Raw genomic sequence first — 25,469 nt, 5'->3', positions numbered from 1 at the left:
TTGCGCGTGGTCTGTCCGCCCCCAAGCGGGGCGGAGAATCTCTCCTCCCCCTCTTGGGGGAGGGGGACCGCCGAATGGCGGTGGAGGGGGGTGCCGCCGCCTTACATCCGCTCCACGATGATCGCCGGGGCCATGCCGCCCGCCGCGCACATCGTCACCAGGCCGCGCTTCAGGTCGCGCCGCTCCAGTTCGTCCAGGATCGTGCCGATCAGGATCGAGCCCGTCGCGCCGATCGGGTGGCCCAGGGCCATGGCGCCGCCGTTCACATTGACCTTGTCGCGGTCCAGCTTCAGGTCGCGGATGAACTTTTCGGCCACGACGGCGAAGGCCTCGTTGATTTCCCACAGATCGATGTCGTCGACCGTCAACCCGGCCTTGGCCAGGGCCTTGCGCGCGGCCGGGACCGGGGCGTTCAGCATCAGGGTCGGGCTGTCGCCGACATTGGCCATGGCCAGGACGCGGGCGCGGGGCTTGAGGCCGTGCTTGCGGGCATACTCCGGCGAGGCCATCAGGATCGCCGCCGCGCCGTCCACGACGCCCGACGAGTTGCCGGCATGGTGGATGTGCTCGATCTTCAGGTCCGGATAGACCTGGCGGATCAGGCCGCCATAGGTGGCGCCCGCCTCGTCCAGGGCGAACTCGGCCATGGCCGCGAAGGCGGGCTTCAGGCCGGCCAGGCCCTCGGGGGTGGTCTGGGGACGGGGAAACTCCTCGTGGTCCAGGGCCAGGCTTCCATCTTCCTTGAACACGGGCACCAGGCTCTTGCTGAACCGGCCTTCGCGGATGGCGGCGTCGGCGCGCTGCTGGCTGACCAGGGCCAGATCGTCGACGGCCTGTCGGCTGATGCCTTCCAGCGTGGCGATGGCGTCCGCGCAGACGCCTTGGTGCGACTGCGGATGGCGGGCCCGCAGGCGCAGGTTGCCATTGTCCATCATCGGCGGCGCGCCCGGCGTGGCCGAGGCGGCGGTGTAGGACATCATCTCGGTTCCGCCGGCGATGACCAGGTCCTCCATGCCCGACATGATCGAGGCGGCGGCCAGGTTGGCGACCGTGATGCCCGAGCCGCAGAAGCGGTCCAGGGTCATGCCGCTAGCCTTGACGTCGTAGCCCGCGTCCAGCGCCGCCATCCGGCCCAGGTCTCCCCCCTGCTTGCCGCGCTGGGTGGAGGTGCCCCAGAGGATGTCGTCGACCTCCGCGGTGTTGAGGTTGTTGCGGCTGGCCAGGGCGCTCAGCACGCTGGCGGCCAGCTGCTGGGGATGGATGTCCGCCAGCGCTCCCTTGCCGACCTTGCCGATGCCGCGCGGCGTGCGGCAGGCGTCGATGATCCAGGCTTCGCCCATCGGTGTTTCCTCCTGTTGTCGGCAGGAGTGAACCGGGGGCGCCGCTGGGGCAGTCCAGTGTCTTTTTAGGCGGAACCGCTCAGGCCTCTTCGGCCCAGGCCTTGATCAGCTGATGGGCGATGGCCAGGGACGGCGGGCAGAAGACGCCCTCCAGTTCGCCCTTCAGCAGTTGCGCCGTCTCTTCCTTCGAGAACCAGCGCACCTCCTCAAGCTCGGTCTGGTCAGGCGCGGCGTCGGCGCTGTCGACCTCGGCGATCAGGCCCAGCATCAGCGAGCCCGGCCATGGCCAGGGCTGGCTGGAGTGATAGCGGACCGCCGTGGCCGTCAGTCCGGCCTCTTCCTTCAGTTCGCGGGCGCAGGCTTCTTCCATGGTCTCGCCGGGCTCGATGAAGCCGGCCAGGGCCGAGAACATGCCCTTGGGCCAAGCCGCCTGACGGCCCAACAGGCATTTGCCCTCATAGACCGCCAACATGATCGCCACCGGGTCGGTGCGGGGGAAGTGCTCGGCCTCGCACGCCGGGCAGACGCGCTTCCAGCCGCCGTCGGCGACCTCGCTTTTCTGGCCGCAGTTGCTGCACCAGCGATGGCGGCGGCGCCATTCGAACATCGACTTGGCGGTGGCCAGGATGCCGGCGTCAGCGGGTGGCAGGGTCGCGGCCGCGCCGCGCAGCTCCTCGAATCGGCCCAGGCCCTGCAGCGGTCCCTCGGCCGGGTCGGCCGCGGTGTCGATATCGACGGCGAACACCGCGATGTCCTTCCACAGGCCCATATACAACAGCTTCTCGTTCCCGCCGGCCAGGTCCTGAGCCATGTCGGCGCGCAGATAGGCGATCTGGACCCCCGTGGGCTTGCCGTCCTCGCCGAGCACGTCCTCGACCAGCGGCTTGCCGTTCCAAAGCGCCACGGCCAGGGATTCGGGGTCGGCCAGCTTTTCGGCGAGGAAGGCCTCGTCGCCGCGACGCTCGCTGTCGCGGTTCAGGGGGTTGCCGGCGAAGGTGTTGGTGATGATCGACAGAGCCATTTCGACTCTCTAGCGCGAGCGTGATTGTTCGTCACGACGTCGCATTCGCGTCATGCGCCTTGCATCCGCCGCGATGAGTCGCGATATAGGCCTCGGAGATCGGCGCGGACGGAGTCCTCGCCAACCTGGTCAGGGCCGAGAGGCAGCAGCCACAACGAGATCAGCTTTGGGTCGCTGTCGGTCTCCACCCTTCCCCATTTCGTGAAATCTGTCAGCAGATGGTCGCGCCGTTGAGCGCGAGGCTTTTGCTGCGCCCTTCGCGCCACTACACTCAGTTCATGGCCGACCTCGACGATCTCTCGCCCGATTCCGCGCCGCCGTGGGACGAGGCTCCCCCCAAGGAAGACTTGGCCGAGCGCGACGAGAACACCGCCGACATCTTCGGCGATGCGCCTGTTGTGGCGAAATCGGCCGCCGCGCCGTTCTCGGAGACGCGCCCCGTCGTCGAGTCCCCGCCTGAAAGCGAGAAGGGCGACGCCTATACGGTGCTGGCGCGGAAGTACCGTCCGCGCACCTTCGAGGACCTGATCGGCCAGGAGGCCATGGTCCGCACCCTGGCCAACGCCTTCTCGACGGGGCGCATCGCCCACGCCTTCATGCTCACCGGCGTCCGCGGGGTCGGCAAGACCACGACCGCGCGCCTGCTGGCCCGGGCGCTCAACTACGAGACCGACACCGTCAAGGGTCCCTCGGTCGACCTGACCGTCGAGGGCTATCACTGCCGCTCGATCATCGAGGGCCGGCACATGGACGTGCTGGAGCTGGACGCCGCCAGCCGCACCAAGGTCGACGAGATGCGCGAGCTCTTGGACGGGGTGCGCTACGCCCCGGTCGAGGCGCGCTACAAGGTCTACATCATCGACGAAGTGCACATGCTGTCGACGGCGGCGTTCAACGCCCTGCTGAAGACGCTGGAAGAGCCGCCGCCCCACGCCAAGTTCATCTTCGCCACCACCGAGATCCGCAAGGTGCCGGTGACGATCCTGTCGCGCACCCAGCGCTTCGATCTGCGCCGGGTCGAGCCGGACGTGCTGGTCAAGCATTTCGACAAGATCTCGGCCAAGGAAGGCGCGCGGATCGAGATGGACGCCCTGGCTCTGATCGCCCGGGCGGCGGAAGGCTCGGTGCGTGACGGCCTGTCGCTGCTGGACCAGGCCATCGTCCAGACCGATCGCGGGGCCACGGTCACCGCCACGGTGGTCCGCGACATGCTGGGCCTGGCCGATCGCGGCCAGACCATCGCCCTCTTTGAAAACGTCATGGCCGGCAAGACCAAGGACGCGCTGGAGGGTTTCCGCGCCCTGTGGGGCTTCGGGGCCGATCCGGCGGTGGTCATGCTCGACGTGCTGGACCACTGCCACGGCTCGGCGGTGTCCAAGGCGCTGGGGCCGGACGCCCTGTCGATGCCCAAGGAGCAGGCCGCGCGCCTGGCCGCCATCGGGGCCCACACCTCGGCCGGCACGCTGTCGCGCCTGTGGCAGATGCTGCTGAAGGCCCACGAGGAGGTGCGCCGCGCGCCCGACGCCATGGCGGCGGCCGAGATGGCCCTGATCCGCCTGTGCTACGCCGCCGACCTGCCCGGTCCGGAGGAGGCCCTGAAGGCCCTGCGCGACGGAACGACCGTTGGCGGCGGTGGTCCGGGCGGCGGCTCGATTGGCGGCGGCTCGGCCGGCGGCGCGGTTTCGGCCGCCCACGCGCCGATGACCATGGCCGCGCCGGGCGCTCAGGCCATGCCCGTGCTTGCCTCGTTCGAGGACGTCATGGCCCTGATCGCCGCCAAGCGCGACATCGGCCTGCGGCTGGACGTCGAGCAATATGTCCGCCCGATCAGCTTCCGCCCCGGGGCCCTGACCTTCGAGGCCGCCCCCGGCGCGCCCGGCAATCTCGCGGGCCGCCTGGTCCGCTTCCTGAAGGAGCACACCGGCCAGCCCTGGCTGGTCGCCGCCGAAGGCGGCGGCGGGGCCGAAAGCCTGATGGAGCGCCAGAAGCGCGAGGATCGCGAGGCGCTGGAGGAGATCAAGAAGGATCCCTTTGTCTCCTCGGTGCTGTCGGCCTTCCCCGGCGCCGAGATCGTCGAGATCCGCAAGCTCCTCACCCCCGAGGCCCCGCCGTTGGAGCCGGACGAGGAAGAGGGCTGAACCATTTCCCTTCCCCCTTGATGGGGGAAGGGTAGGGATGGGGGTGACTGCTGAGGTGGCGGCCATGCGCTGCATCTACCGCCGTATTACCCCACCCCCTGCCCCCTCCCCACCAAGGGGAGGGGAACGTGAACAGACTGGAGATTGAGACCATGAAAGACCTCGGCGGCCTGATGAAGCAGGCCCAGGCCATGCAGCAGAAACTGGCGGACGCCCAGGCGCGTCTGGCCGAGAGCACCGTCGAAGGCGCCTCGGGCGGCGGCATGGTCACCGTCGTGCTGAAGGGCACCGGCGACCTGGCCAAGGTGCGGATCGACGAAAGCCTGATCGCGCCGGGCGAAGGCGAGGTGATCGAGGACCTGATCGTCGCCGCCCACGCCGACGCCAAGAAGAAGCTCGACGCCAAGCAGGCTCAGATGATGCAGGACGCCGCCGGCCCGATGGCGGGCCTGATGGGCGGCATGCCGGGCATGAAGTTCTAAAACTTGGCAGCCTCCGCCGGACCCGAGATCGAGCGCCTGATCGCCCTGCTGTCCAAACTGCCGGGCCTGGGACCGCGTTCGGGCCGGCGGGCGGCGCTGGCCCTGCTGAAGAAGCGCGATACGCTGCTGGCGGCGCTGGCCCTGGCCATGGCAGAGGCCCAGGCCAAGGTCCGCACCTGCTCGACCTGCGGTTCGCTGGACGTCGTCGACCCGTGCTCGATCTGCGCCGACGCCACGCGCGACGGACGCCTGCTGTGCGTGGTCGAGGAGGTCGGTTCGGTCTGGGCCATGGAGCGCGGCGGTTCGTTCAAGGGGCGCTACCACGTGCTGGGCGGCCTGCTGTCGGCCCTGGACGGGGTCGGGCCGGAGGCGCTGCGCATCGGCGAGCTGGCGGCCCGGGTCGCGGACGGAGAGGTGGCCGAGGTGATCCTGGCCCTGCCGGCCACGGTCGACGGCCAGACGACCGCCCACTACATCGCCGATCGCCTGGCCCGGACCAATGTGCCGGTGACGATGCTGGCCCGCGGCGTGCCCGTCGGCGGCGACCTGGACTGGCTGGACGACGGCACCATCGCCCAGGCTTTGCGCGCCCGGCGGCCGGCTTGACGCAAAATCTCCGCGTCGAAGCAAAGGCGCCCTGACAAGACCGCTAAGACGGTGGCAAGCTCGACTCGCCACGCTGGCGATTGTCGCCCGCGGGCAGAGAGACGTCCGATGAGCACTCCCGAAGACAAGGCCCCCGAAGCCGAAACCGAAGCGCCGCACCCGGCCAAGGTCGGTGTGGTCGATCGCGGCCACAACGTCACCGGCTTCGGCGGCGAACCGATCAGCGGCATGATCGCCGATCTCGCCGACGGCGACGACTGATCTCGCGAAACGGCCGGGCGAAGCGCCCGGCCGCCTTCCGTTCGGCGCTGAACCTCGCTAAGAACGGAGCATGAACTTTTCCGATCCGTTTCTGATCCTCGCCGTCGTCTTCGCCCTTGCCGCCGTGGCGTGCGCCCTGTGGGCCTTGGCGGCCCAGCGTCGCGCCGCCAGGGCCGAGGCCCAGGCCTGGATGCTGAACGAGAAGGTCGCCCAGGCCGAGGAGCGCACCCGCCTCCTGGAAGGCCAGACCGCCACCCAGATCGAGCTGATCAAGGCCCAGGCCGCCCAGAGCGCCAACGCCATCGCCGAACAGCTGATCAAGCGCGCCGACGAGAACGCCAAGAGCCGCGACAACCTCACCCAGGCCCGCCTGGAGGCTCAACTGAAGCCGGTCGCCGAGACCCTGGCCAAGTTCGAGGCCCAGGTCACCGCCGTCGAGAAGGCCCGCGCCGAAGAGACTGGCGGCCTCAAGGCCCAGATCGCCCAGCTTCTGGAAGCCTCGACCGCCACCCAGACCGAGGCCCGCAAGCTGTCGGCCGCCCTGCGCCGCGGGGCCGGGGTGCAGGGGCGCTGGGGCGAGCAGATGCTGCGCAACGTGCTGGAGATGGCCGGCCTCAAGCACGGGGTCGACTTCACCGAGCAGGTCCAACTCGATTCCGGCCGGCTGCGCCCGGACGTCGTTGTGCGGATGCCCAAGAACGCCGCCTTCGTCATCGACGCCAAGTGTTCGCTGACCGCCTATCTGGAAGCCCAGGACGCCAGCGACGAGATCGCGCGGGAAGCGGCCTATGTCCGCCACGCCGCCAGCCTGCGCACCCATGTCCAGCAACTGTCGGCCAAGGCCTATTGGGACGCGCTGGAGATCTCGCCCGACTTCGTGACCATGTTCGTGCCCGGCGACGGCATCCTGACCGCCGCCCTGGAGCGCGCGCCCGAGCTGATGACCGAGGCGATGGAGAAACGCGTCATCATCGTCACGCCCTCGACCCTGTTCGCGCTGTGCAAGGCCGTGGCCTATGGCTGGCGGGTCGAGGAGCAGGCCAAGAACGCCGTCGAGGTCGCCGCCCTGGGGCGAGAGCTCTACAAGCGCATCGCCGACATGGGCGGACACGTCGCGGGCGTGGGCCGTTCGCTGTCGGCGGCGGTCGACAAGTACAACGCCTTCGTCGGGTCGCTGGAGAGCCGCGTCCTGCCCAAGGCCCGCGAGTTCGAGAAGCTAAAGGTCGACCACGGCGGCAAGCCGATGGACGAACTGGAGGCCATCGAGACGGCCGTCCGTCCCATCACCAAGCTCGAAGTGGGGCAATCTCCCACCTTGACGCTCGGAAATGACCCCACTACCTGAGGGGGACCATGGCTATCCGTCGCATCCTCACCGTCGATAACGCCGCCGACCTGGCGACGCTCAAGAAGATTTCCGCCCCGGTGGAGACCGTCACCGACGAACTGCGCGTCCTGATGGATGACATGCTGGAGACCATGTACGACGCCCCGGGCATCGGCCTGGCCGCCGTGCAGGTGGGCGAGCCGGTCCGCGTGATCACCATGGACCTGGCCCGCGAGGGCGAGGCGCCGGCCCCGCGCTACTTCGTCAATCCCGAGATCCTGTCGAGCTCGGAAGAGGCCTTCGTCTACGAGGAAGGCTGCCTGTCGGTGCCGGAATATTTCGACGAGGTCGAGCGCCCGTCGAAGGTCACCATCCGCTACATGAATTATCAGGGCGAGACCGTCGTCGAGGAAGCCGAGGGCCTGTTCGCCGTCTGCATCCAGCACGAGATGGACCACCTGGAAGGCGTCCTGTTCATCGACCACCTCTCGCGCCTGCGCCGCGACCGGGCCATCACCAAGGTGAAGAAGGCGCGGCGGGCGGCTTAGGGGACGGCTGCTCCCTAACGATCAAAGATCCCCGTCATCCCGCGACGTGTTCGCGGGACCCATCTGTCCGCCGCAGGTGCGGGACAGGATGAAACTCTCACGTGGAAGCTGAACCATGGGTCCCGCGCATGAAGCGCGGGATGACGAGGGATTATGTCTGGGTTTCGAGCGTCCTTCTCCCCGAGACGGAGTCCTCCTTACATCTCACGGCGAGACGATCAGCCCTGCACGCTGCAGCCTCCAAGAGATTTAAGGATCGCACCCGACCGGCGGTCGGGTTTCGACCATCGGACTCTATATTTTCGGATCCGGTGCGCTTCCACTCCGCCCATTTCGACCGAAGCGCCAGTATACGATCCTATAGCAGACCGTACGATCTCATCACCGCGTCCGCCCGGTCTCCGTCTCATAGGGCGTCCCGTCGCGGTGACGGTAGACATCCTCCCCGTCCCGCAGCACCAAGTCGATATCCGGATAGTCACAGCCATCCGTATCCGGCCGCCGCGAGCCGATCTCCAGCAGCAGCGCGTCCTTGTCCGATCGGTTCTGGAAATGGTGACCATCCGCCACCCCGGCCTTGAAGCCGGCGCAGTCGCCGGTCCGCAGCACGGTCTCGCCGTCGTTCTCCACGAGAACGACCTCGCCCTCGACCACCCAGGTGAACTCGTCCTCGGCCGTGTGCCAGTGGCGCTGGCTGGACCAGACGCCGGGCGCCAAGCGCAGCAGGTTCACCCCGAACTGATCGAGCCCCACCGCGTCGCCCAGCTTGGTGCGATGACGTTGCAGGCAGGGCGCGTTGAACGGCGCGGGATAGGCCGTGCCGACGCGGGTCGGGGCCGAGGCGATATCGATCTTGGGCATCGGAGACCTTGGAAGAAGCTTGCCGGGTTTGCGTCCCGCCGGAGGGAAGCCTAAACCCCGCACCATGACCAGCCCCGCGCCCGTTTCCGTCAGCATCGACCCCGTCGAACTGGCTCAAGCCCTGATCCGCCGCCCCTCGGTGACACCGGCCGACGCGGGCGCGATGGACACGCTGCAGCGCCAGCTGGAAGCCCTGGGCTTTGCCTGCCGGCGCATGACGTTTGGCGAGATCGAGAACCTCTACGCCCGGCGCGGGACGGCGCGGCCGAACCTCTGCTTCGCGGGTCATACCGACGTGGTGCCCGTGGGCGACGACGCGGCCTGGACCGCTGCTCCGTTCGAAGCCGAGATCAAGGACGGCGTCCTCTACGGCCGCGGCGCGGTCGACATGAAGTCGGCCATCGCCGCCTTCGTCGCCGCCGTCGCCAAGATCCCCGAGCATGCCGGCTCGATCAGCTTCCTGATCACCGGCGACGAGGAGGGCGTGGCCGAGGACGGCACGGTCAAGGTGGTCGAGGCCCTGGCCGCCGAGGGCGAGATCATCGACCACTGCATCGTCGGCGAGCCGACCAGCGCCAATCTGCTGGGCGACATGGTCAAGATCGGCCGCCGCGGCAGCATCAACGCCTGGATCGCGGTCGACGGCAAGCAGGGCCACGTGGCCTATCCGCATCGCGCGGCCAATCCGATCCCGGTGCTGGTCGACATCCTATCGCGCCTGCAGAGCCGGGTGCTGGACGAGGGCTATACCGGCTTCCAGCCGTCGAACCTGGAGGTGACCACGGTCGATGTCGGCAACACCGCCACCAATGTCATCCCGGCCTCGGCCAAGGCGCGGATCAACATCCGCTTCAACCCCGCCCATCAGGGCAAGGACCTGGCCGCCTGGATCGAAGCGACCTGCCGCGAGGCGGCGGAAGGCTTCTCGGGTCGCGTCGAGGCGCTGTGCAAGATCAGCGGCGAAGCCTTCCTGACAGAGCCGGGCGCCTTCACCGACGTGATCGTGGCCGCCGTCGGCGACGCCACGGGCCGGGTTCCGGAACTTTCGACCTCCGGCGGCACCAGCGACGCCCGCTTCATCCGGGCCCTGTGCCCCGTGGTCGAGTTCGGCCTGGTCGGCTCGACCATGCACCAGGTCGACGAGCGGGTCCCGGTCGAGGAGATCCGCCAGCTGGCGGGCGCCTACGAGGCGCTGATCAACCGCTACTTCGCGGCCTTCGCCTGATGGTCCGCGCCGCCCTGGCGAGCTGGCCCTTCTGGGCGCTGGCCTCGGCGGTGTTCGCGGCCCTGACCGCGATCCTGGCCAAGATCGGCGTCGAGGGCGTCGGCTCCAACCTCGCCACCCTGGTGCGGACGGTGGTGATCCTGGCCTTCGCGGCCCTGATCGTCACCGTCTCCGGCGAATGGCGCGGAGCCGGCGAGATCGGTCGCCGCTCGTGGCTGTTCCTGGTGCTGTCGGGCCTGGCCACCGGCGCTTCGTGGCTCTGCTATTTCCGAGCCCTGAAGATCGGCGATTCGGCCAAGGTGGCGCCGATCGACAAGCTCAGCGTGGTGTTCGTGGCCATCATCGCCGCCACCTTCCTGGGCGAGAAGCTGTCGCCGACCAACTGGTTGGGGGTGACACTGATCGCCGCCGGCGCGGTGCTGGTGGCGCTGAAAGTTTGAGAGAAGCAGGTCTGAAGGCTGACATGAAGGCGCTTTCGATCCCTGACGTCCTGGCCGAGGTGGCGGTGCTGGTGAAGCCGCATTTCGGCAAGGGGCGGACGGCCGACTACATCCCGGAACTGGCCACTGTGCCGGGCGGCAAGTTCGGCATGGCCGTCCGCACGGTCGACGGCGGCGAGCACGTGATCGGCGACGCCGACGAGGGTTTCTCGGTCCAGAGCATCACCAAGGTCTTCGCGCTCGGCCTGGCGCTCAACCGCCTGGGCGACGAGACCTGGACCCGGGTCGGCAAGGAGCCGTCGGGCACGCCGTTCAACCACCTGTCGTTGCTGGAGGCCGAGGGCGGGGTGCCGCGCAACCCGTTCATCAATGCCGGCGCCCTGGCGATCACCGACGTGCTGATGGACGTCACCCGCGACCCGGCCGCCCTGGTCCGCGACTTCGCCGGCTTCCTGTGCGACGAGAGGCTGGAGATCGACCCTACCGTGGCCGCGTCGGAGCTGGCCAGCGCCTGGCAGAACCGCGCCATCGCCAGCCTGATGCGCGGCAAGGGCACCCTGACCCACGAGCCCGAGGGCGTGGTTGCCGCCTATTGCCGCCAGTGCGCCCTGACCATGAGCTGTCGCCAGCTGGCCCGGGCCTTCCTGCCCCTGGCGGCGGGCGGTTTCTCGCCGGTGGCCCAGGAGACGGTGTTCCCCGAGCGCCTGACCCGGCGGCTCAATTCGCTGCTGCTGACCTGCGGGATCTATGACAGCGTCGGCAACTTCGCCTATCGCGTGGGCTTGCCGGCCAAGAGCGGGGTGGGCGGCGGCATCGTCGCGGTGATCCCCGGCAAGGCGACGGTGGCGGTGTGGTCGCCGGAGCTGGACCGCTTCGGCACCTCGGTGGTCGGCACGGCGGCCCTGGAGGCCTTCAGCCAGATCACCAACTGCTCGGTGCTTTAAGCGCCGTAACCCACGCCCACCAGATACAGCCCGTCGGCCGGCGCCACCGGCCCACACTCACGCCGGTCCTTGGCTTCCAGCGCGGCCTTCACGTCGGCCGGCGTCCAGCGCCCCGCGCCGACCTCGACCAGGGTCCCGGTCATCGACCGCACCTGGCGGTGCAGGAAGCTGCGGGCCTCGAAGTCGAGATGGATCTCCTCGCCGACCTGGCGCACGCGGGCGACGTCGAGCGTCTTCACCGGGCTCTTGGCCTGGCAGTGCATGTCGCGGAAGGTGGTGAAGTCGTGCAGGCCGATCAGCGCTTGCGCGGCCGCGTGCATGGCCTCGGCGTCGAGATCCTTCTTCACGTGCCAGACCTTGCCCTTCTCCAGGGCCGGTGGGGCCCGGCGGTTGAGGATCCGGTAGAGGTAGCGGCGCTCATTGGCCGAGAAGCGGGCGTGCCAATCGCCCTCGGCGACCTCGGCCGACAGGATCGAGACGGCCTCACGGGTCAGGTGGGCGTTGAGGGCGTTGAGCACGGTCTGGGCCGGCCAGTCCTTGTCGAGGTCGACATGCACCACCTGGCCAGTGGCGTGGACACCGGTATCGGTGCGGCCGGCGGCGGCGATGCGCACGTCCTGGCCGCTGAACGCCTTCACCGCCGCCTCGATCGCGCCCTGCACCGACGGCAGCACGGCCTGGGCCTGGAAGCCGTTATAGGGCCGGCCGTCATACTCGACGAGGAGGCGGTAGCGGGGCATCTAAGGACTGTCACCTAAAGCAGAGATTGAAATGGCCCTCATCACCGCCTTCCAGCGCAAGAGCCAAGCCGCTGGACAACTGCAACGAACCCATGTCGTGGGACACTACAAGGTCTTCAGCCACGACGGCCAAAGCAAGGTTCTTCAGATCGATACGTTAGGTTCCGAGAACCGAGAAATACCCGGAAAAGTCAGCCAGACCATCCAGCTCTCAGAAGAGAGTGCGAAGGCGCTTTGGACCATCCTCGGCCGCGAGTTCGGTTTCTAATCCAGCACGGTTCCGGCCGGAATCGAGAAGCCGCGCGTGAAGGTCTCGGCGTCCTGGACACCCTTGCCTTCGCGCTGGGCCCTGAGCAGGCGCACGGAGCCTTCACCGCAGGCGATGAGAAGGCTGTCGTCCAGAACCATGCCCGGGGCGCCGTCCTGGTCTTCCTGGCGTGACAGCAAGGCTTTCACCCGCACCGGCCCCTTGTCCGACGGCGCCTCGAACCAGGCGCCCGGGAAGGGCGAGAGGCCGCGGATATGGGCGTCAACTTCGGCGGCGGGGCGGGTCCAGTCGATGCGGGCCTCGGCCGATTTGATCTTCCTGGCGTAGGTGAGGCCCTCTTCCACCTGCGGCGTCTCGCGGGCGCCGCCGCGCTCGACGGCCGCCAGGGCCACCGGCAACAGGCGGGCGCCGACGGCGGCCAGCTTGTCGTGCAGCGTGCCGGCGGTCTCGAGCCTGTCGATCCGCACCTGCTCGGACATCAGGATCGGCCCCTCGTCGAGGCCCTCGCTCATTCGCATGACCTGGACGCCAGTGACCGTGTCGCCGGCCATGATCGCCCGCTGGATCGGAGCCGCGCCGCGCCAGCGGGGCAGCAGGCTGGCGTGCAGGTTGAAGCAGCCGTGGGTGGGGGCGTCGAGCACGGCCTTGACCAGGATCTGGCCGAAGGCGACCACGACGGCGGCGTCCAGATCCAGCGCCTGGAAGGCCTCGATCTCCTCGGCCGTCTTCATCGAGATCGGCGTGCGGACCGGTAGGCCCAGGCCCTCGGCGAAGGCGTGGACCGGCGAGGGCTTCAGGTCCTGGCCGCGCCCGCGCGGGGCCGGCGGCTGGGAATAGACGGCGACGATCTCGTGGCCCGAGGCGACCAGTTCGGCCAGGCAGGTCACGGCGAAGTCGGGGGTGCCGAGGAAAGCGATGCGCATGGCGGGGGTTTAGACGCCTTGGGGGCTTCGCGCAAAGCCCGGAGCAATCGGGAGAAGACGGAACCTTGGCCTTGGGCTCCCGTTATCCTGCCGACCTATTTGAAGGAGCACGACCATGCGTTCGATCCTGTTTGTCGCCAGCTGCGCCGTCGCTCTTACGTTGGGCGCCTGTTCGCGGGAACACGCGACCGAGGTGAAGGAAGGCGCGAAAGCCGCGGCCTCCGACATCAAGGACGCCGCCCACACCATCGCCAACGATCCAGACGTCAAGGAAGCGGGCGCGGCGATCAAGGAAAGCGCCAAGGAAACCGGGGCCCAACTGAAGGAAGCCGCCGGCGACGCCACCGACAAGGCCCAGGAACTGGGCGAAAAGGCCGGCGACAAGGCTAAGGAAGCCGGCGCCGACCTGAAGAAGGACGTCAAGGAAGGCGCGGCCGACAGCAAGCGTCAGGTCCACGAGGCGACGAAGTAGGGCGCTACTCCGCCGAAGCGGGCGCGGCGCGGCCGTGGGGATCGGGACCATAGCGGTTCGGACCCTTCTGGCCGCGCAACAAGCCGATCTCAAGCCAGAACCAGGCCATAAGGACCAGCGCCGCGAGGCTCGGAACGCTGGCGAGGATCAGGGTTTTGTCCGAGCGCGCCCACCGTTCGGCCAAGCCCAGTAACGCACCTGGCGTCGCTAGGAACAGCAGCATCCACCAAGCGCTCTTGCCGCGGTCATGCAGCCGTCGAACCACGACGCTGAAGCCGGCCGCCAGCAGCGGAAAGACGAAGACGAACGGAATGGCGCCCAGCCATCCTCCAGCCATGGTCGCGATCGTGGTGGCGCTGATGACGACCGCGGCCGCCACGCCTAGCCGCACCTGAAACCGCCAATACCCCAGCGCGCTCAGGCGACCGCTCAGCGTGAAATATTTCTTCAGCCAACCCATGGGTCGTCCCCGTTCGACGGGGACAACCCTAAGGCGGCGCTTGCGCGACGGCTAGTCCCGCAGCAGGTCGTTGATGCTGGTCTTCGAGCGCGTTTGCGCATCCACCGTCTTGACGATCACGGCGCAGTAGAGGCCCGGGCCGCCGTTCGGGTCGGGCAGGTTGCCGGGCACCACGACGCTGTAGGGCGGCACCTTGCCGATGTGGATCTGGCCGGTCTTGCGGTCGACGATCTTGGTCGAGGCGCTGATGAACACACCCATCGAGAGCACGCTGCCTTCGCCGACCACCACGCCCTCGACGACTTCCGAGCGGGCGCCGATGAAGCAGTTGTCCTCGATGATGGTCGGGTTGGCCTGCAGGGGCTCCAGCACGCCGCCGATGCCGACGCCGCCCGAGAGGTGGACGTTCTTGCCGATCTGGGCGCACGAGCCGACCGTTACCCAGGTGTCGACCATCGTGCCTTCATCGACATAGCCGCCGATGTTCACGAACGACGGCATCAGGATGACGTTCTTGCCGATGTGAGCGCCACGACGGACGATGGCGCCCGGCACCGCGCGGAAGCCGCCGGCCTCGAACTGCGGGGCGTCCCAGCCGTCGAACTTGTTGGCGACCTTGTCCCACCACGGACCGACGGCGCCGCCCAGGGTTCCCGCGCGCATGACGGTGTTGGGGTTGAGGCGGAACGACAGCAGCACGGCCTTCTTCAGCCACTGGTGGGTGACCCACTCGCCGTCGACCTTCTCCGAGACCCGGACCTTGCCGCTATCGAGCAGCAGCAGGGCTTCGTCGACGGCGGTGCGGACCGGGCCGGTGGTGGCGGCCGAGACCTCGGCGCGGGCTTCCCAGGCGGCTTCGATCTCGGTCTGGAGGTCGGCCAGGGAGATGGCGGCGTTCGCGGTCATGAAGAGCTTCCTTGCAGGCGGGCCGAGGTCAGGAACCCGGGCAGGTCGTTAGTGCGGAAATGGACGTGTTCCGAGGTCGAGTCCTTGGCGTGCGGCCCGACCAGAATGGTAGTCATGCCCATCCGGGCGGCCGGTACGAGGTTCTTCTCGCTGTCCTCGAAGAAGGCGGTCATCGGCGGATCGATGGCGTGCAGCTTGCTGATCCTGTCGAAGGTGCTCAGCGAGGGTTTGGGCACGTAGTCGGCCGTCTCGATGGCGAACACTTCGGAGAACAGGTCGCGCAGGTTCAGGTGGGCCAGCACCCGCTCGGCGTGGCCGACCGAACCGTTGGTGAAGATGATCCGCCGTCCCGGCAGGCGGGCGACGGCCTCGCGCAAGGCGGGATCGGGGACCAGGCGATCCAGCGAGACGTCGTGCACCTCGTCCAGGAAAGCCTTGGGCTCCATGCCGTGGTTCATCATCAGCCCGGCCAGGGTGGTGCCGTGCTCGGTGTAGTACTTCTTCTGCAGCAACCGGGCCTCCTCGTGGGGAAGGCCCGTCATGCGTTCGACGAAGTCGGTCATCTTGACCTCGATCAACCCCATGAACTCGCTTTCCAGCGGGTAAAGGGTGTTGTCGAGGTCGAACAGCCAGGTGTCGACGTGTGAGAGGTCAGCCGACATCAGCGGGAGATCAGCGTGCCCGCGCCGTGCTCGCTGAACAGCTCGACCAGCATGGCGTGCGGGCGGCGGCCGTCCAGGATGACCACGGCCTCGACGCCGGATTCCACCGCGTGGATGGCGTTTTCCAGCTTGGGGATCATGCCGCCGCTGGCCACGCCGCTCTCGATCAGGCCGCGGGCTTCCTCGATGGTCATCTGGCGGATGAGGTTGCCCTCACCGTCCAGCACGCCGGCGATGTCGGTCAGCATCAGCATCCGCTTGGCCTTCAAGGCGCCCGCGAGCGCGCCAGCGACAGTGTCGGCGTTGATGTTGTAGGTCTGGCCCTCGGTCGAGACGCCGATCGGCGCGATCACCGGGATGTAGTCGGTTTCCGAGGTCAGCAGGGCCTGGATGATGTGCGGGTCGACCTTGGTCGGCTCGCCCACGAAGCCCAGGTCGACGACCTGCTCGATATTGCTGTCGGGATCGCGCTTGGTGCGGGTCACCTTCTCGGCGGTGATCATGCGGGCGTCCTTGCCCGACAGGCCCACGCCGCGCACGTCGGCCTCGGCGCCGGCCAGGGTGATCCAGTTGGCGATCTCCTTGTTGATCGCGCCCGACAGGACCATCTCGGCCACCTCCATGGTGGCCTCGTCGGTGACGCGCAGGCCGTCCACGAAGGTCGACTTGACGCCGGCCTTGTCCAGCATGCGGCTGATCTGCGGACCGCCGCCGTGCACCACCACCGGATGGACGCCGAGCAGCTTCAACAGCACCGCGTCGGCGGCGAAGACCTTGGCGACCTCTTCCTGGCCCATGGCGTGGCCGCCGTATTTGATCACGACCGTCTCGCGGTCGTAGATCTGGATATAGGGCAGGGCCTCGGCCAGGGTCTTGGCGGTGGCCCAGCCGGCTTCCTCGGCGGCTTCGGTCAAGGCAACAGTCCCTCAAGCGGATTGGGATGCGGAATTAGGCGGGCCTCGATAGCGGACACCGTCCCCCATGTCATCAAAAACGGCGCGTCAGGTCTTCGCGTCGAACCGCCATTTCATGACCAGCACCGCGGCGGACATCAGCAGGCAGGCGGTGTTGGAGGCGATGACCGGCCAAGCCTTGATGAGGATCCCATAGGTGATCCAGAAGGCGAAGCCCGTCACCGTGACGATATAGGTGCGCAGGGAGACGGACGAGGCGTCCTTTTCCTTCCAGATCTTGACGATCTGCGGGGCGAAGCTGGTGATCGACAGCAGGGCGGCGGCCGTGCCGACGAAGGCGGCGAGAGGCGGAACAGCCATCAGGCGGTTCGGGGCAGGTCGCCCAGGCCCCAGAGCTGGGCATAGTCCGGCGCCAGGGTGAGGCCCAGCGGAACAGGGCCGGGGGCATGGCCCTCCTGCAGGCAGTAGGTCAGGTACGACAGGGCGGTCCTGACGCCATGCTCGGAATAGGGCTTGCCGATCACGCCGCAGGCCCCGGCGTAGTCGTCGGGCAGGCGCTTGACATTGGCGGTCATGAACAGGGCCACGCCGCCGCAGTCCCGCGAGATCTTGCGCGCAACCTCCACGCCGGTCGGACCGTCGCTGAGGTGGACGTCGACGAGGGCGAGGTCGGGGTGCAGCTTTTCGGCGAGGTCCACGGCTTCATCAGAGCTCATGGCGCAGCCGAGCGAGTGGCACCCCACCTCCTCGACGAGATATTCGAGTTCGATCGCGAGGAGCATCTCGTCCTCAACGATCAACACATCGAGCGTACGCCCGGTCATACTGAAACCTGTCCTTTAATGCGTCCCGTTCACGGGCAGCAAAATGACTATTCGCGTGCCAGGATCCGCGTCGGTGGTCTCACTCTTGGCCTTGAGCTGCTGGCAAAGCAGCTGAACAATCGTGAGGCCGAAGCCGGTTGGCGTGGTGTCCTTGTCCAGTCCAACGCCGTCGTCGGCGATTTCGATCCGGAAGTCGCCATTCTCGCGCCGGACGCCGACGAAGATCCGACCGCCGCGACCTTCCGGGAAGCCGTGCCCCAGGGCGTTAGTCAGCAGTTCGTTGACAACCAGGGCGAAGGGCGCGGCCTTGGCGGCGGGGATCTCGACCCGCTCCAGGTCGAGCTCGATGCGGACGTCGTCGCGCTGGGCCGAGCCCATCAGGTCGGCGACCATGTCGCGGACGAAAGCCGAGACGTCGAAGCGCTCGACGTCCTCGCTCTGGAACAGCCGACGATGGACCGTGGCGATGGCGTTGACCCGGCCCAGCATGCCGCGCAGCGAGGCCTTGACGGCTGGGTCGGTCACCCGGCGGTTCTGCAGCAGCAGCAGGCTGGAGATGAGCTGGAGGTTGTTCTTGACCCTGTGATCCACCTCGTGGAGCAGGGCGGTCTTCTGCTCCAGCGCTTCGGTCAGCGCGCGGGTGCGCTCCTCGATGATCGCTTCGAGGTCCTCGGGACTGCGGGCAGCGGCTTGATCCGTGTCGCGCACCGGTTCCGGAATGTCGTCCATCTGTAAGGCCAAGCTCCCACCACCCCGTGGACGCTCAACGTACCCGATCGTGTCGCGTTCCCAACATAGGCCGCGCCGAAAAAGCGAAACGGCGGAGATCCGATGGCTGGATCTCCGCCGTCCAAGGCGCGGCGAGCAAGGGGAGGACAGCCGCCGCGCGATCCGACGGCCCGCCCGCGCTTCCCGGAGCGGGCGGGCCGTCTGAAGGGGCGCTACTTGGGCTGGTAGATTCTGTCGAACACGCCGCCGTCGTTGAAGTGCGTGGCCTGGGCCTTCTTCCAGCCGCCGAAGGTGTCGTCGATCGTCACCAGCGGGATCTTCTTGAAGCGCGCCGCGTACTTGGCGGCCACGTCGGCGTTGCGCGGGCGGTAGTCGTTCTTGGCGATCAGCTCCTGGGCCAGCGGGCTGTACAGGAAGTTCAGATAGCCCTCGGCGATCGTGCGGGTCTTGTGGCGGTCGACGTTCTTGTCGACCAAGGCGACCGGCGGCTCGGCCAGGATCGAGATCGACGGATAGACGATGTCGAACTTGCCGGGCAGCTCGTCCTGGGCGAGGTAGGCCTCGTTCTCCCAGGCCAGCAGCACGTCGCCCAGACCCCGCTGGGTGAAGCTGGTGGTGGCGCCGCGGGCCCCGGTGTCCAGCACGGGCACATGCTCGAACAGGGTCTTGATGAAGGCCTCGGCCTTGGCGGGGTTGCCGCCCGGCTGCTTCAAGGCCCAGGCCCAGGCGGCCAGGTAGTTCCAGCGCGCGCCGCCCGAGGTCTTCGGGTTCGGGGTGATCACGTCAATGCCCGGCTTCACCAGGTCGCCCCAGTCCTTGATCTTCCAGGGATTGCCCTTGCGGACCAGGAACACGATGGTCGAGGTGTAGGGCGTGGAGTTCCGCGGCAGGCGCGATTGCCAGTTGGCCGGCAGCAATTTGGCCTTCGCCGCGATCTCGTCGATGTCATAGGCCAGGGCCAGGGTGACCACGTCGGCCTGCAGGCCGTCGATCACCGAGCGAGCCTGCTTGCCCGAGCCGCCGTGGCTCTGGTTGATCACCAGGGTCTGGCCGACCTTTTCCTTCCAGTACTTGGCGTAGGCGGCGTTGATGTCCTTGTAGAGCTCGCGCGTCGGATCGTAGCTGACGTTCAGCAGGGTGACGGGCTTGGCCTGGGCGAAAGCCGAACCGCCCACGGCGAGGGCCGCGGCGCCCGCGCCGGCGCCGGTGAGAAGACCTCGGCGAGTCGGAGCCTGGGTGAAGTCGCTCATCGAGACGGTCCTTTCTGGAGGTCTTCCAAGGATATGGGCGCCTGGCGCGGCGCTTGGAACGCCGCGCCGCCCGGTTTAGAACGCGTATTGGCTTCGCAGGTTGACGACCTGGTAGTCCTGGCTCAGCGGGACGAGGCCGCCGGCCGGGTCCAGGCGATCGATCGAGACGTCGTAGTAGCTCAAGGAGAACTTGGTCACCGGGTTGGGGAACCAGTTGACGCCGACGGTGGTGATCTTCTGCTCGCCGCCGCGAACCCGGTCGGCGGCCAGGGTGGCCTGCTCGTGATAGTTCAGGTCGGCGACGGAGTAGCGCGCCGCCAGTTCCCACGCGCCCCACTGGCGCTTCTTCAGGTCGAACGGGTGCGCGATGGCCGGGGCGTCGAACGCGAAGTTGTTCACGTTGTAGCGGCGGCCCTCGCCGGTCAGCACCCACGAGCCTTCGACGTACCAGGCCTTGACCTTCGGATCGGTGACCCCGGCCGCCGGGTTGCGGCGGTCGATGGCGATGTCGAAATATTCGCCCTGGATCAGGAAGTTCTTCTTCTGGGCGGCGGCCTCGAAGCCGTAGTGGCGGGCGCCGGTCGAGTCGATCGCGCCCGTGGAGATCAGCTGCGTCCCGTCGACGCGCAGTTCCGCGCGGTCGCTGACGGTGACGGGGTAGGCGCCGCCGATGGCGGTCTGGGCCGGGGTCACCACCTTGCTGGCGTTGGCGCCCACATGGACCAGCCAGTCAGGCCCCTTGAGCGGCACGAAGGCGAAGCGGCCCAGATAGCCGAGCTGCTCGTCGAAGGTCTGGCCGTCGCCGGCCTTGGCGCCGGTGATCGCGCCCGACAGCAGCCAGCGTTCGCGCACGACCTGACCCTGCAAGGCGATCCGCTTGTCGGCGCCGGCCAGGCCGCGCGCCAGCTCCGAGCCCGACGGGCGTTCGGCGAACAGCGAGCCGTTGGTCGAGGCCGCGTCCTCAAGGCCAAGGTTCGGCGCGAAGGCGCCGACGCGGACCTTGAACGGGGCGTAGTTGTACTGGAGCCAAAGCTCCTGCAGCGTGCCCTGGCCATCCGTGCCGGCGCCGCCGAAGTCGAGCAGGGCGTTATATTCGAAGTTCTTGTAGAACTTGCCGTCGACGCCGATGCGGGCGCGGCGGAAGTTAGTGCCGCTGTTCAGGTCGCGGGCGTTGCCCAGTACGGCTGGCAGGCCCTTGTCCTGATGGTATTGGGCGGCGTCGAGCTGCATCACCGCGTGGATCGTGGCGCTGAAGGCGCCGTCGCCGGAGGCGATGGTCGGCCTGCCGGCGGCGATGCTGACGGTGGTGGCGCTCTGGGCGGCGCGGACGTCCTTGAGGCTGGCGGCGGTGGCGGCCTTGAGGTCGGCGACCTGTTGGGCCAGCGTGGCCAGTTGGGCTTCCAGGGCGGCGATGCGGGCCTCTGCCTCCGCGGGCGAGCGCGGTGCGGCGTCCTGGGCCGAGGCGGCGCCGGCGGTGGCCAGCAGAGACGCGCCGGCGATCAGCGCCACGCGAAATGCGGTACAGGTCTTGGTCATCGTGTATGTCCCCTTTTCGGCGCCGCTGAGCGGGCCGACCTGCCGAGCTAGGGAAGACGATTATTCCTAGCTGCGGAATCGAGATTTAGGAAAACCGGCCGTGAGTTTTTCTGCAGGCGCGGCGAATTGTCGCGGAATACGCCGCGATTCTTCAGCCTTATCAGGCGTTTAAACCTGTGAACGTTCCGTTCACGGAACAGGCCGCCGGGGTTTCCCGCGACGGCCTGCGACACTTTGACAGAGAAGGGTGAGGGTCCGCTGGACCCTAGAGCCTGTCGTGTTCAGACACGACTGGCTCTAGATTCAAACATTTGGAGCGCGTTTTGGCGGGCGAAACCGCCCACACTTTCGCCCAACGCGCTCTAGGTGGTGTGGACTCTTAGGATTCCCATTGAACTAGGCTTGTGATTCAAAGCTGTCTTTTGGAGGCAGCCTTGGGTGTGATGGATCGCCTTGTCTTGGACGACGCGGCATGGGCGCGGATTGAGCCGCTGATCATTGGCCGTCCGGATCAGAAGGGCTCGACAGGCCGCGACAACCGGATGTTTGTCGAGGCCGTGCTCTGGCTGGTCCGGACGGGCTCGCCCTGGCGCGACCTGCCCGAAGTGTTCGGCGACTGGAACAGCGTCTTCCGGCGTTTCAGTCGATGGAGCGCCAAGGGGGTGTGGTGGCGGATCTTCGCGGCGATGTCGGACGATCCAGACTTTGAATACCTGATTGTGGATTCCACCATCGTTCGCGCCCACCAGCATGCGGCGGGGGCAAAAAAAGGGGGTCTGAAGATCAGGCCATTGGTCGTTCGCGCGGTGGCCTGAGCACCAAGATCCACATGGCCGTCCGAGGCCTGGGCTGCCCGGTCAACTTCACCCTCACCGCCGGACAGAAGGGCGACGCGCCCCAGGCCGGCCCGTTGATCCAGGATCTCCCCGCCAAGGTCGTCATGGCTGACACCGCCTACGACGCCGACCACCTGCGCCAGGCCATCGCCGACAAGGGCGCTATCGCCGTCATTCCCAACAATCCGTCCCGCGCCCGCAAGTATGCGCTGGACAAGGCCCTCTACGCCCAGCGCCACCTCGTTGAGTGCTGTTTCTCCAAGCTCAAGCAGTTCCGCAGGGTCGCCACTCGCTTCGAGAAGACCGCCAGGAACTACCTCGCCGTCGTCACCCTCGCCGCCATCGTCCTATGGCTGCGGTAAGTGTCCACAGAACCTAGAACATCGCCCGGCCAGCGAGGCGCAGGTTGTAGCGCTTCTGCTTCTTGGTGGCTTCGACGCCGCCTTCGATGCCCAGGTAGGACATCGGCGTGCCGGCCCGCAGGGCGAAGCCGGCGGTCAACGCGCCGTCCTTGTCGTTGAGCGCGGCCAGGGTGAAGGGGTTGCCGCCGTTGAAAGCCGCGACCGTGTCGCCAACCGAACCGGCCAGGGTCTGGCGATAGCCTACCCGCACTTCCGGACGCCACCAGACGTTCTTGCCGAAGTCGGCGCCGACCACCACGCCCAGCTCGCCCGAGAGGTTGCTCGAGGTGCGCTTGGCGACCGTCAGGTCGAAGCCATCGCCGCCGCCGCTTTCGGCGCGCTTGCCTTCACGCAGCCACACATAGTCAACCCGGCCTTCCGGGCGGGCGAAGAAGCGGCCGAACTTCTGCTCGTAGGCGACCCCGGCGAAGGCGTTGGCCGTCAGGCCCTTCCAGTCGGCATTGTTCTTCAGGATCAGGTCGGCGACCCCGTCGGCGTTGTCGTCCGGCGAGATGAAGCGACGGTCGCCCTTGAAGAAGCCGTAGCCCACGCCGCCGCCGGTGTTGAACCGCCAGCCGCCCACCGAACGACGCCAGTAGGCGCCGGTCTGGATGAACGAGGCGGTGGTCTGCTCGCCGACCTTGGCGACCGTGTCGTGTTCCTCGAGGCTGGTATAGGCCAGGGTCAGGCCCAGCGCGCCGCCGGCGTCGCCCATGGCCTCATAGCCGGCGACGAAGCCGAACGCCTGGGTGTCCGAACCCAGGGTCTGGCCGGTGTCGCGACGCGTCAGCGAGGTGATTTCCTGCACCCAGATGCTGTCGGGACCATAGCGGTCGCCCGGATCAGGGCGGAACATGGTGGCCTGCGAGATCTGCTGGTTGACCGACTGCAGGGCCGAGAACAGGCCCTCGCCCTGGTCGGGCAGCATCTGGTCGTAGAGGTCGCGGTAGGCGTCTCGCGTCGTCTGGTTCAGGAACGTCCCGGCCAGGGCCGAATCCTTGCCCAGCGCCTTGTAGACGGCGTCATAGGCCGAGGTCTCGGACCGGTTCAGGCCGATCTCGGCGGCCGTCTTCTGGCGGACGTCGATATAGACGTTGTTGGTGTCGGCCCGGCTGGTGGCCACGTACATGAACGGCGCCTGGGCCAGCAGGCCGTTGCCGATCGCGCCGACATTGACGTTGCTGCCCTGGATCACCGTGAAAGTGGTGGGCTGCTTGACCAGGTTGGCCAGGCGGATGCCCAGCTCGGCGCCGGTGGCGATGTTGGTCGCGCCAGACACCACGAGCTTGGTGTTGAGGCCCGCCGCCGGATCGGCGGAGAACAGGATCTTGCCCTTGTCGCCGACCGTCAGGCTGCTGACGTTGATGGTGTCGGTGTTGACGATGCCCAGGCTGCCGTTGGCCACGGCGATGTCGAGCTTGCCGTCGCTGTCGGTCAGCTTGCCCAGGGCCACACCGCCGCCGTCGATTGACAGGCGATCCTGGCCAGCGCCGAACGACATGGCGCCCACCAGGGTGCCGCTCCAAAGGTTCAGGGTGTCATTGCCACCGCCGAACAGCACGTCGCCGATGGTGACCGGCGACAGGGTGGTGCTGGTGGAGTCGGCGCTGGTGAGGGTGTCGGTGCTGGGGAAGGTCGAGGTCGAGGTGTAGTCGTTCGGACCCTTCTGGGTGAAGGTCACGCCCGAATTGTTGGCCCGCAGGTCCAGCGCGATCGTCTGGCCGCCGGCGGTGACCGTCGCGGCGGTGCCATCGGCCTTGTAGGCCGGGGCCGTCACGGTCGCGCGCAGCGAGCCGGTGTTGGTGACGGTCTTCAGCGTGCCGGCCTGGTCGAGGATGACGACCGCGTCGCCGGTCTCGCCCGTCCGCGTGGCGACCAGGGCGCCGCTGTTGTTGATGGCGGTGGTGTTCGAGCCGGCGCTCAGCACCACGGCCCGCGCCGTGGCCGTGACGCCCGAGCTGGCGTACGAGCCCGCGGTGGCCGTGATCGAACCGCGGTTCAGGATTTCACCAACGCTGGCGCCGGAGTTCAGGATCAGGCCAGTCGAGTTGGCTTCGTAGGTCGTGGCCGTGACGGTGCCGTCGTTACGCAGGCCGTTGGTCAGGGTGGTGGTCTTGCCGCCGCCCGCGCCGATCGAGACGCCCGTGGCGGTGACGCCGTCATAGACGCCGGCCGCGGCGATCGCGCCCTTGGCCACCAGGCCATAGGCCAGGTCGCCGGCGCCGACCGCGCCGAGGGTGACGTCCTGGGTCGCCGAACCGATCTGCAGCGCCGGCGCCGCGCCGAAGGCGCTGATGCTGGACGTGCCGGTGCCGCTGGACGTGATCGTCGTCGTGACGGTGTTGCCGTCCGTACCGACCTTGGACGAGTAGTTGGAGCCTTGCAGCAGCACGCCGCCGGTCACGTCGCCGGCGATACGGACGGCCGAGCCGCCCTGCAGCAGGTCGTCGGCGTCCAGCTTGCCCAGCGCGTCGGTCGAGGTCGGGCGCGAAGTGTAGCGATAGCCCGTGGCCGAGACGCTGCCTTGCAGGCTCACCGCGCCAGTGATGTTCGAGTCGAGCGCCACGCCGACGGAGTTGGCGCCCTGGACGTTGGACGTGCCGCCGATGGTCACCTTGCCGGTGACCGGCGCGGCGATCCGCACGCCGTAGCTGTTGTCGCCGACCACGCCCAGGGAGCCCAGGTGGGTGACATTCCCCAGCACCGGGCCCTCCAGCAGGATGCCGGCCGAGTTGTTGCCTTCGATGGTGATCGTGCTGGTGGCGTCGTTGATGATGTCGCCGGTGAAGGTCCCGGCGTTGGTCAGGCGGATGCCGAAACGGTTGTTGCCCAGAGCGAAGGCGCCGTCGATGTCGCCGTCCGAATCGGTGTCGGTCGCCGTGTAGTCCTCGTCCAACGTGATCGCGAGCGAGTTGGTCAGCGCGCCCGTCTTGCCGCCGATCACCAGCACCCCGACGCTGTCGTTGACGCCCGTGGTCTGCAAGGTGCCGGCGTTGACGACCTTGTTATTGCTGTCCAGCGTGACGATCGCGCCCGCGGTTGTCGGCTTGATCGAGCCGTCCGCCGTGATCCGGACGTCATCGGCGGTCGTCGCGCCGGCGGCCGTGCTCGTGGCGATCGGCGTCGTCCGCGCGGTGGTGACCGTGGTTTCGGCCAACGCGGCGAAACCCATGGCCAGAAGAGGAGCGGCCGCGACCGTCGCGACCAGGACCTTGCGCTGCATTACGAACGACACCCCATAGAAACCGGCGCCACTAATTCATGTCATGATGCGGCGAAATTGCGGTGAGTTCCGCTCGCGACACGTACTAAGGCGCCAACCGTCTATCGCATGGCATGGCGGGGCGCCATATCT

26 protein-coding genes, 1 other RNA gene and 1 pseudogene are annotated in these 25,469 nt (G+C 67.8%); 13 read left to right on the top strand and 15 right to left on the bottom strand.

Annotated elements, in window-relative coordinates; all coding sequences use genetic code 11:
* Positions 1–101: 101 nt before the first annotated feature.
* Both ACW175_RS22565 and nudC read right to left on the bottom strand, forming a co-directional pair.
* A complete protein-coding gene (locus tag ACW175_RS22565) occupies positions 102–1,340 on the bottom strand; it encodes an acetyl-CoA C-acetyltransferase (RefSeq protein WP_492102153.1) in 1,239 nt (412 codons plus the stop codon).
* A gap of 79 nt (positions 1,341–1,419) precedes the next feature.
* Positions 1,420–2,361 (bottom strand): NAD(+) diphosphatase, encoded by a 942-nt coding sequence (gene nudC, locus ACW175_RS22560; RefSeq protein ID WP_492102152.1) that lies wholly within the window; start codon positions 2,359–2,361, stop codon positions 1,420–1,422.
* 91 nt (positions 2,362–2,452) lie between these two features.
* Between nudC and ffs the strand changes: the two genes are divergently transcribed.
* From ffs to def, 7 genes are all read left to right on the top strand, one after another.
* Positions 2,453–2,553: signal recognition particle sRNA small type (gene ffs / locus ACW175_RS22555), an RNA gene on the top strand.
* An 86-nt stretch (positions 2,554–2,639) separates the two neighbouring features.
* The gene (locus tag ACW175_RS22550) at positions 2,640–4,499 is read left to right on the top strand and encodes a DNA polymerase III subunit gamma/tau (protein ID WP_492105032.1); all 1,860 of its coding nucleotides are present in this window, start codon (positions 2,640–2,642) and stop codon (positions 4,497–4,499) included.
* 152 nt (positions 4,500–4,651) lie between these two features.
* On the top strand, positions 4,652–4,981 hold the full coding sequence (locus ACW175_RS22545; protein WP_492102151.1) for a YbaB/EbfC family nucleoid-associated protein: 330 nt from the start codon (positions 4,652–4,654) through the stop codon (positions 4,979–4,981).
* A gap of 3 nt (positions 4,982–4,984) precedes the next feature.
* The gene (gene recR / locus ACW175_RS22540) at positions 4,985–5,587 is read left to right on the top strand and encodes a recombination mediator RecR (protein ID WP_492102150.1); all 603 of its coding nucleotides are present in this window, start codon (positions 4,985–4,987) and stop codon (positions 5,585–5,587) included.
* Positions 5,588–5,695: 108 nt separating this feature from the next.
* Positions 5,696–5,848, top strand: a complete 153-nt coding sequence (locus ACW175_RS22535; RefSeq protein ID WP_099537020.1) for a hypothetical protein — start codon at positions 5,696–5,698, stop codon at positions 5,846–5,848.
* Positions 5,849–5,918: 70 nt separating this feature from the next.
* Positions 5,919–7,193 (top strand): DNA recombination protein RmuC, encoded by a 1,275-nt coding sequence (locus ACW175_RS22530; protein WP_492102149.1) that lies wholly within the window; start codon positions 5,919–5,921, stop codon positions 7,191–7,193.
* A gap of 8 nt (positions 7,194–7,201) precedes the next feature.
* Entirely contained in the window at positions 7,202–7,723 is a 522-nt protein-coding gene (def, locus tag ACW175_RS22525; RefSeq protein WP_492102148.1) for a peptide deformylase, read from the top strand.
* A 381-nt stretch (positions 7,724–8,104) separates the two neighbouring features.
* Here the strand turns inward: def and ACW175_RS22520 are convergent, their stop codons facing one another.
* Positions 8,105–8,584: a cupin domain-containing protein gene (locus ACW175_RS22520; protein WP_492102147.1), complete on the bottom strand. Its 480-nt coding sequence runs from the start codon at positions 8,582–8,584 to the stop codon at positions 8,105–8,107.
* 64 nt (positions 8,585–8,648) lie between these two features.
* Here ACW175_RS22520 and dapE point away from each other — a divergent pair, with 64 nt between their 5' ends.
* From dapE to ACW175_RS22505, 3 genes are read left to right on the top strand one after another with little or no spacing between them, the layout of a single operon-like run.
* Positions 8,649–9,809, top strand: a complete 1,161-nt coding sequence (gene dapE / locus ACW175_RS22515) for a succinyl-diaminopimelate desuccinylase (RefSeq protein ID WP_492102146.1) — start codon at positions 8,649–8,651, stop codon at positions 9,807–9,809.
* Positions 9,809–10,249, top strand: coding sequence for an EamA family transporter (locus ACW175_RS22510; protein WP_492102145.1), 441 nt, complete (start codon positions 9,809–9,811; stop codon positions 10,247–10,249). The genes dapE and ACW175_RS22510 overlap by 1 nt, the downstream gene beginning before the upstream one ends.
* Before the next feature lie 23 nt (positions 10,250–10,272).
* Positions 10,273–11,193 (top strand): glutaminase, encoded by a 921-nt coding sequence (locus ACW175_RS22505; protein ID WP_492102144.1) that lies wholly within the window; start codon positions 10,273–10,275, stop codon positions 11,191–11,193.
* Here the strand turns inward: ACW175_RS22505 and truA are convergent.
* Positions 11,190–11,933, bottom strand: a complete 744-nt coding sequence (gene truA / locus ACW175_RS22500) for a tRNA pseudouridine(38-40) synthase TruA (RefSeq protein WP_492102143.1) — start codon at positions 11,931–11,933, stop codon at positions 11,190–11,192. The genes ACW175_RS22505 and truA overlap by 4 nt on opposite strands.
* A 31-nt stretch (positions 11,934–11,964) precedes the next feature.
* On the opposite strand from truA, the gene ACW175_RS22495 reads away from it, so the two are divergent.
* The gene (locus ACW175_RS22495; RefSeq protein WP_492102142.1) at positions 11,965–12,201 is read left to right on the top strand and encodes a hypothetical protein; all 237 of its coding nucleotides are present in this window, start codon (positions 11,965–11,967) and stop codon (positions 12,199–12,201) included.
* Here ACW175_RS22495 and fmt read toward each other — a convergent pair.
* Positions 12,198–13,124 carry a methionyl-tRNA formyltransferase gene (gene fmt, locus ACW175_RS22490; RefSeq protein WP_492102141.1) on the bottom strand — a complete coding sequence of 309 codons (927 nt, stop codon included), beginning with the start codon at positions 13,122–13,124 and terminating at the stop codon, positions 12,198–12,200. The genes ACW175_RS22495 and fmt overlap by 4 nt on opposite strands.
* A 115-nt stretch (positions 13,125–13,239) precedes the next feature.
* Between fmt and ACW175_RS22485 the strand changes: the two genes are divergently transcribed.
* A complete protein-coding gene (locus tag ACW175_RS22485) occupies positions 13,240–13,596 on the top strand; it encodes a cell surface protein (RefSeq protein WP_492102140.1) in 357 nt (118 codons plus the stop codon).
* A gap of 4 nt (positions 13,597–13,600) precedes the next feature.
* On the opposite strand, the gene ACW175_RS22480 is transcribed toward ACW175_RS22485, so the two are convergent.
* The 9 genes and pseudogenes from ACW175_RS22480 to ACW175_RS22440 all read right to left on the bottom strand — a co-directional run bounded on the left by ACW175_RS22480 (position 13,601) and on the right by ACW175_RS22440 (position 20,877).
* Positions 13,601–14,056: a DUF805 domain-containing protein gene (locus ACW175_RS22480; RefSeq protein ID WP_492102139.1), complete on the bottom strand. Its 456-nt coding sequence runs from the start codon at positions 14,054–14,056 to the stop codon at positions 13,601–13,603.
* A gap of 51 nt (positions 14,057–14,107) precedes the next feature.
* Entirely contained in the window at positions 14,108–14,962 is an 855-nt protein-coding gene (dapD, locus tag ACW175_RS22475) for a 2,3,4,5-tetrahydropyridine-2,6-dicarboxylate N-succinyltransferase (protein WP_492102138.1), read from the bottom strand.
* A complete protein-coding gene (locus ACW175_RS22470; protein WP_492102137.1) occupies positions 14,959–15,624 on the bottom strand; it encodes a pyrimidine 5'-nucleotidase in 666 nt (221 codons plus the stop codon). The genes dapD and ACW175_RS22470 overlap by 4 nt, the downstream gene beginning before the upstream one ends.
* Positions 15,624–16,538 (bottom strand): acetylglutamate kinase, encoded by a 915-nt coding sequence (gene argB / locus ACW175_RS22465; RefSeq protein ID WP_099581768.1) that lies wholly within the window; start codon positions 16,536–16,538, stop codon positions 15,624–15,626. The genes ACW175_RS22470 and argB overlap by 1 nt, the downstream gene beginning before the upstream one ends.
* Positions 16,539–16,625: 87 nt before the next feature.
* On the bottom strand, positions 16,626–16,898 hold the full coding sequence (locus ACW175_RS22460) for a SemiSWEET family sugar transporter (protein WP_492102136.1): 273 nt from the start codon (positions 16,896–16,898) through the stop codon (positions 16,626–16,628).
* Complete coding sequence (locus ACW175_RS22455) at positions 16,898–17,362, bottom strand: response regulator (protein WP_492102135.1); 465 nt, start codon at positions 17,360–17,362, stop codon at positions 16,898–16,900. The genes ACW175_RS22460 and ACW175_RS22455 overlap by 1 nt, the downstream gene beginning before the upstream one ends.
* A 15-nt stretch (positions 17,363–17,377) precedes the next feature.
* Positions 17,378–18,019 (bottom strand): annotated as a pseudogene (gene lovK / locus ACW175_RS22450) (photosensory histidine protein kinase LovK); the annotation flags it as partial.
* A gap of 284 nt (positions 18,020–18,303) precedes the next feature.
* Positions 18,304–19,341: a sulfate ABC transporter substrate-binding protein gene (locus ACW175_RS22445; RefSeq protein WP_492102134.1), complete on the bottom strand. Its 1,038-nt coding sequence runs from the start codon at positions 19,339–19,341 to the stop codon at positions 18,304–18,306.
* A gap of 75 nt (positions 19,342–19,416) precedes the next feature.
* Positions 19,417–20,877 (bottom strand): OprO/OprP family phosphate-selective porin, encoded by a 1,461-nt coding sequence (locus tag ACW175_RS22440; protein WP_492102133.1) that lies wholly within the window; start codon positions 20,875–20,877, stop codon positions 19,417–19,419.
* 434 nt (positions 20,878–21,311) lie between these two features.
* On the opposite strand from ACW175_RS22440, the gene ACW175_RS22435 reads away from it, so the two are divergent.
* Positions 21,312–22,075 (top strand): IS5 family transposase gene (locus ACW175_RS22435; protein ID WP_492101412.1). Its coding sequence is split into 2 segments (ribosomal slippage): positions 21,312–21,647 and positions 21,650–22,075, totalling 762 coding nucleotides; the frame shifts between segments, so codons are not numbered across the junction.
* Positions 22,076–22,088: 13 nt separating this feature from the next.
* Here the strand turns inward: ACW175_RS22435 and ACW175_RS22430 are convergent.
* The gene (locus tag ACW175_RS22430) at positions 22,089–25,349 is read right to left on the bottom strand and encodes an autotransporter outer membrane beta-barrel domain-containing protein (RefSeq protein WP_492102132.1); all 3,261 of its coding nucleotides are present in this window, start codon (positions 25,347–25,349) and stop codon (positions 22,089–22,091) included.
* Between the last annotated feature and the right edge of the window lie 120 nt (positions 25,350–25,469).

It is taken from the genome of Caulobacter sp. FV1ye6ST (assembly GCF_058681225.1).
This window is presented reverse-complemented; position numbering and strand designations above follow the sequence as displayed.

Coding starts and splice junctions, on each gene's coding strand:
- dapD (WP_492102138.1), bottom strand. CDS start 14,962: ATGACCGCGAACGCCGCCATCTCCCTGGCCGACCTCCAGACCGAGATC.
- ACW175_RS22530 (WP_492102149.1), top strand. CDS start 5,919: ATGAACTTTTCCGATCCGTTTCTGATCCTCGCCGTCGTCTTCGCCCTT.
- ACW175_RS22550 (WP_492105032.1), top strand. CDS start 2,640: ATGGCCGACCTCGACGATCTCTCGCCCGATTCCGCGCCGCCGTGGGAC.
- ACW175_RS22485 (WP_492102140.1), top strand. CDS start 13,240: ATGCGTTCGATCCTGTTTGTCGCCAGCTGCGCCGTCGCTCTTACGTTG.
- ACW175_RS22455 (WP_492102135.1), bottom strand. CDS start 17,362: ATGACCGGGCGTACGCTCGATGTGTTGATCGTTGAGGACGAGATGCTC.
- ACW175_RS22535 (WP_099537020.1), top strand. CDS start 5,696: ATGAGCACTCCCGAAGACAAGGCCCCCGAAGCCGAAACCGAAGCGCCG.
- ACW175_RS22445 (WP_492102134.1), bottom strand. CDS start 19,341: ATGAGCGACTTCACCCAGGCTCCGACTCGCCGAGGTCTTCTCACCGGC.
- ACW175_RS22510 (WP_492102145.1), top strand. CDS start 9,809: ATGGTCCGCGCCGCCCTGGCGAGCTGGCCCTTCTGGGCGCTGGCCTCG.
- nudC (WP_492102152.1), bottom strand. CDS start 2,361: ATGGCTCTGTCGATCATCACCAACACCTTCGCCGGCAACCCCCTGAAC.
- ACW175_RS22565 (WP_492102153.1), bottom strand. CDS start 1,340: ATGGGCGAAGCCTGGATCATCGACGCCTGCCGCACGCCGCGCGGCATC.
- ACW175_RS22520 (WP_492102147.1), bottom strand. CDS start 8,584: ATGCCCAAGATCGATATCGCCTCGGCCCCGACCCGCGTCGGCACGGCC.
- dapE (WP_492102146.1), top strand. CDS start 8,649: ATGACCAGCCCCGCGCCCGTTTCCGTCAGCATCGACCCCGTCGAACTG.
- ACW175_RS22505 (WP_492102144.1), top strand. CDS start 10,273: ATGAAGGCGCTTTCGATCCCTGACGTCCTGGCCGAGGTGGCGGTGCTG.
- ACW175_RS22470 (WP_492102137.1), bottom strand. CDS start 15,624: ATGTCGGCTGACCTCTCACACGTCGACACCTGGCTGTTCGACCTCGAC.
- ACW175_RS22440 (WP_492102133.1), bottom strand. CDS start 20,877: ATGACCAAGACCTGTACCGCATTTCGCGTGGCGCTGATCGCCGGCGCG.
- ACW175_RS22480 (WP_492102139.1), bottom strand. CDS start 14,056: ATGGGTTGGCTGAAGAAATATTTCACGCTGAGCGGTCGCCTGAGCGCG.
- ACW175_RS22495 (WP_492102142.1), top strand. CDS start 11,965: ATGGCCCTCATCACCGCCTTCCAGCGCAAGAGCCAAGCCGCTGGACAA.
- ACW175_RS22460 (WP_492102136.1), bottom strand. CDS start 16,898: ATGGCTGTTCCGCCTCTCGCCGCCTTCGTCGGCACGGCCGCCGCCCTG.
- ACW175_RS22545 (WP_492102151.1), top strand. CDS start 4,652: ATGAAAGACCTCGGCGGCCTGATGAAGCAGGCCCAGGCCATGCAGCAG.
- truA (WP_492102143.1), bottom strand. CDS start 11,933: ATGCCCCGCTACCGCCTCCTCGTCGAGTATGACGGCCGGCCCTATAAC.
- fmt (WP_492102141.1), bottom strand. CDS start 13,124: ATGCGCATCGCTTTCCTCGGCACCCCCGACTTCGCCGTGACCTGCCTG.
- def (WP_492102148.1), top strand. CDS start 7,202: ATGGCTATCCGTCGCATCCTCACCGTCGATAACGCCGCCGACCTGGCG.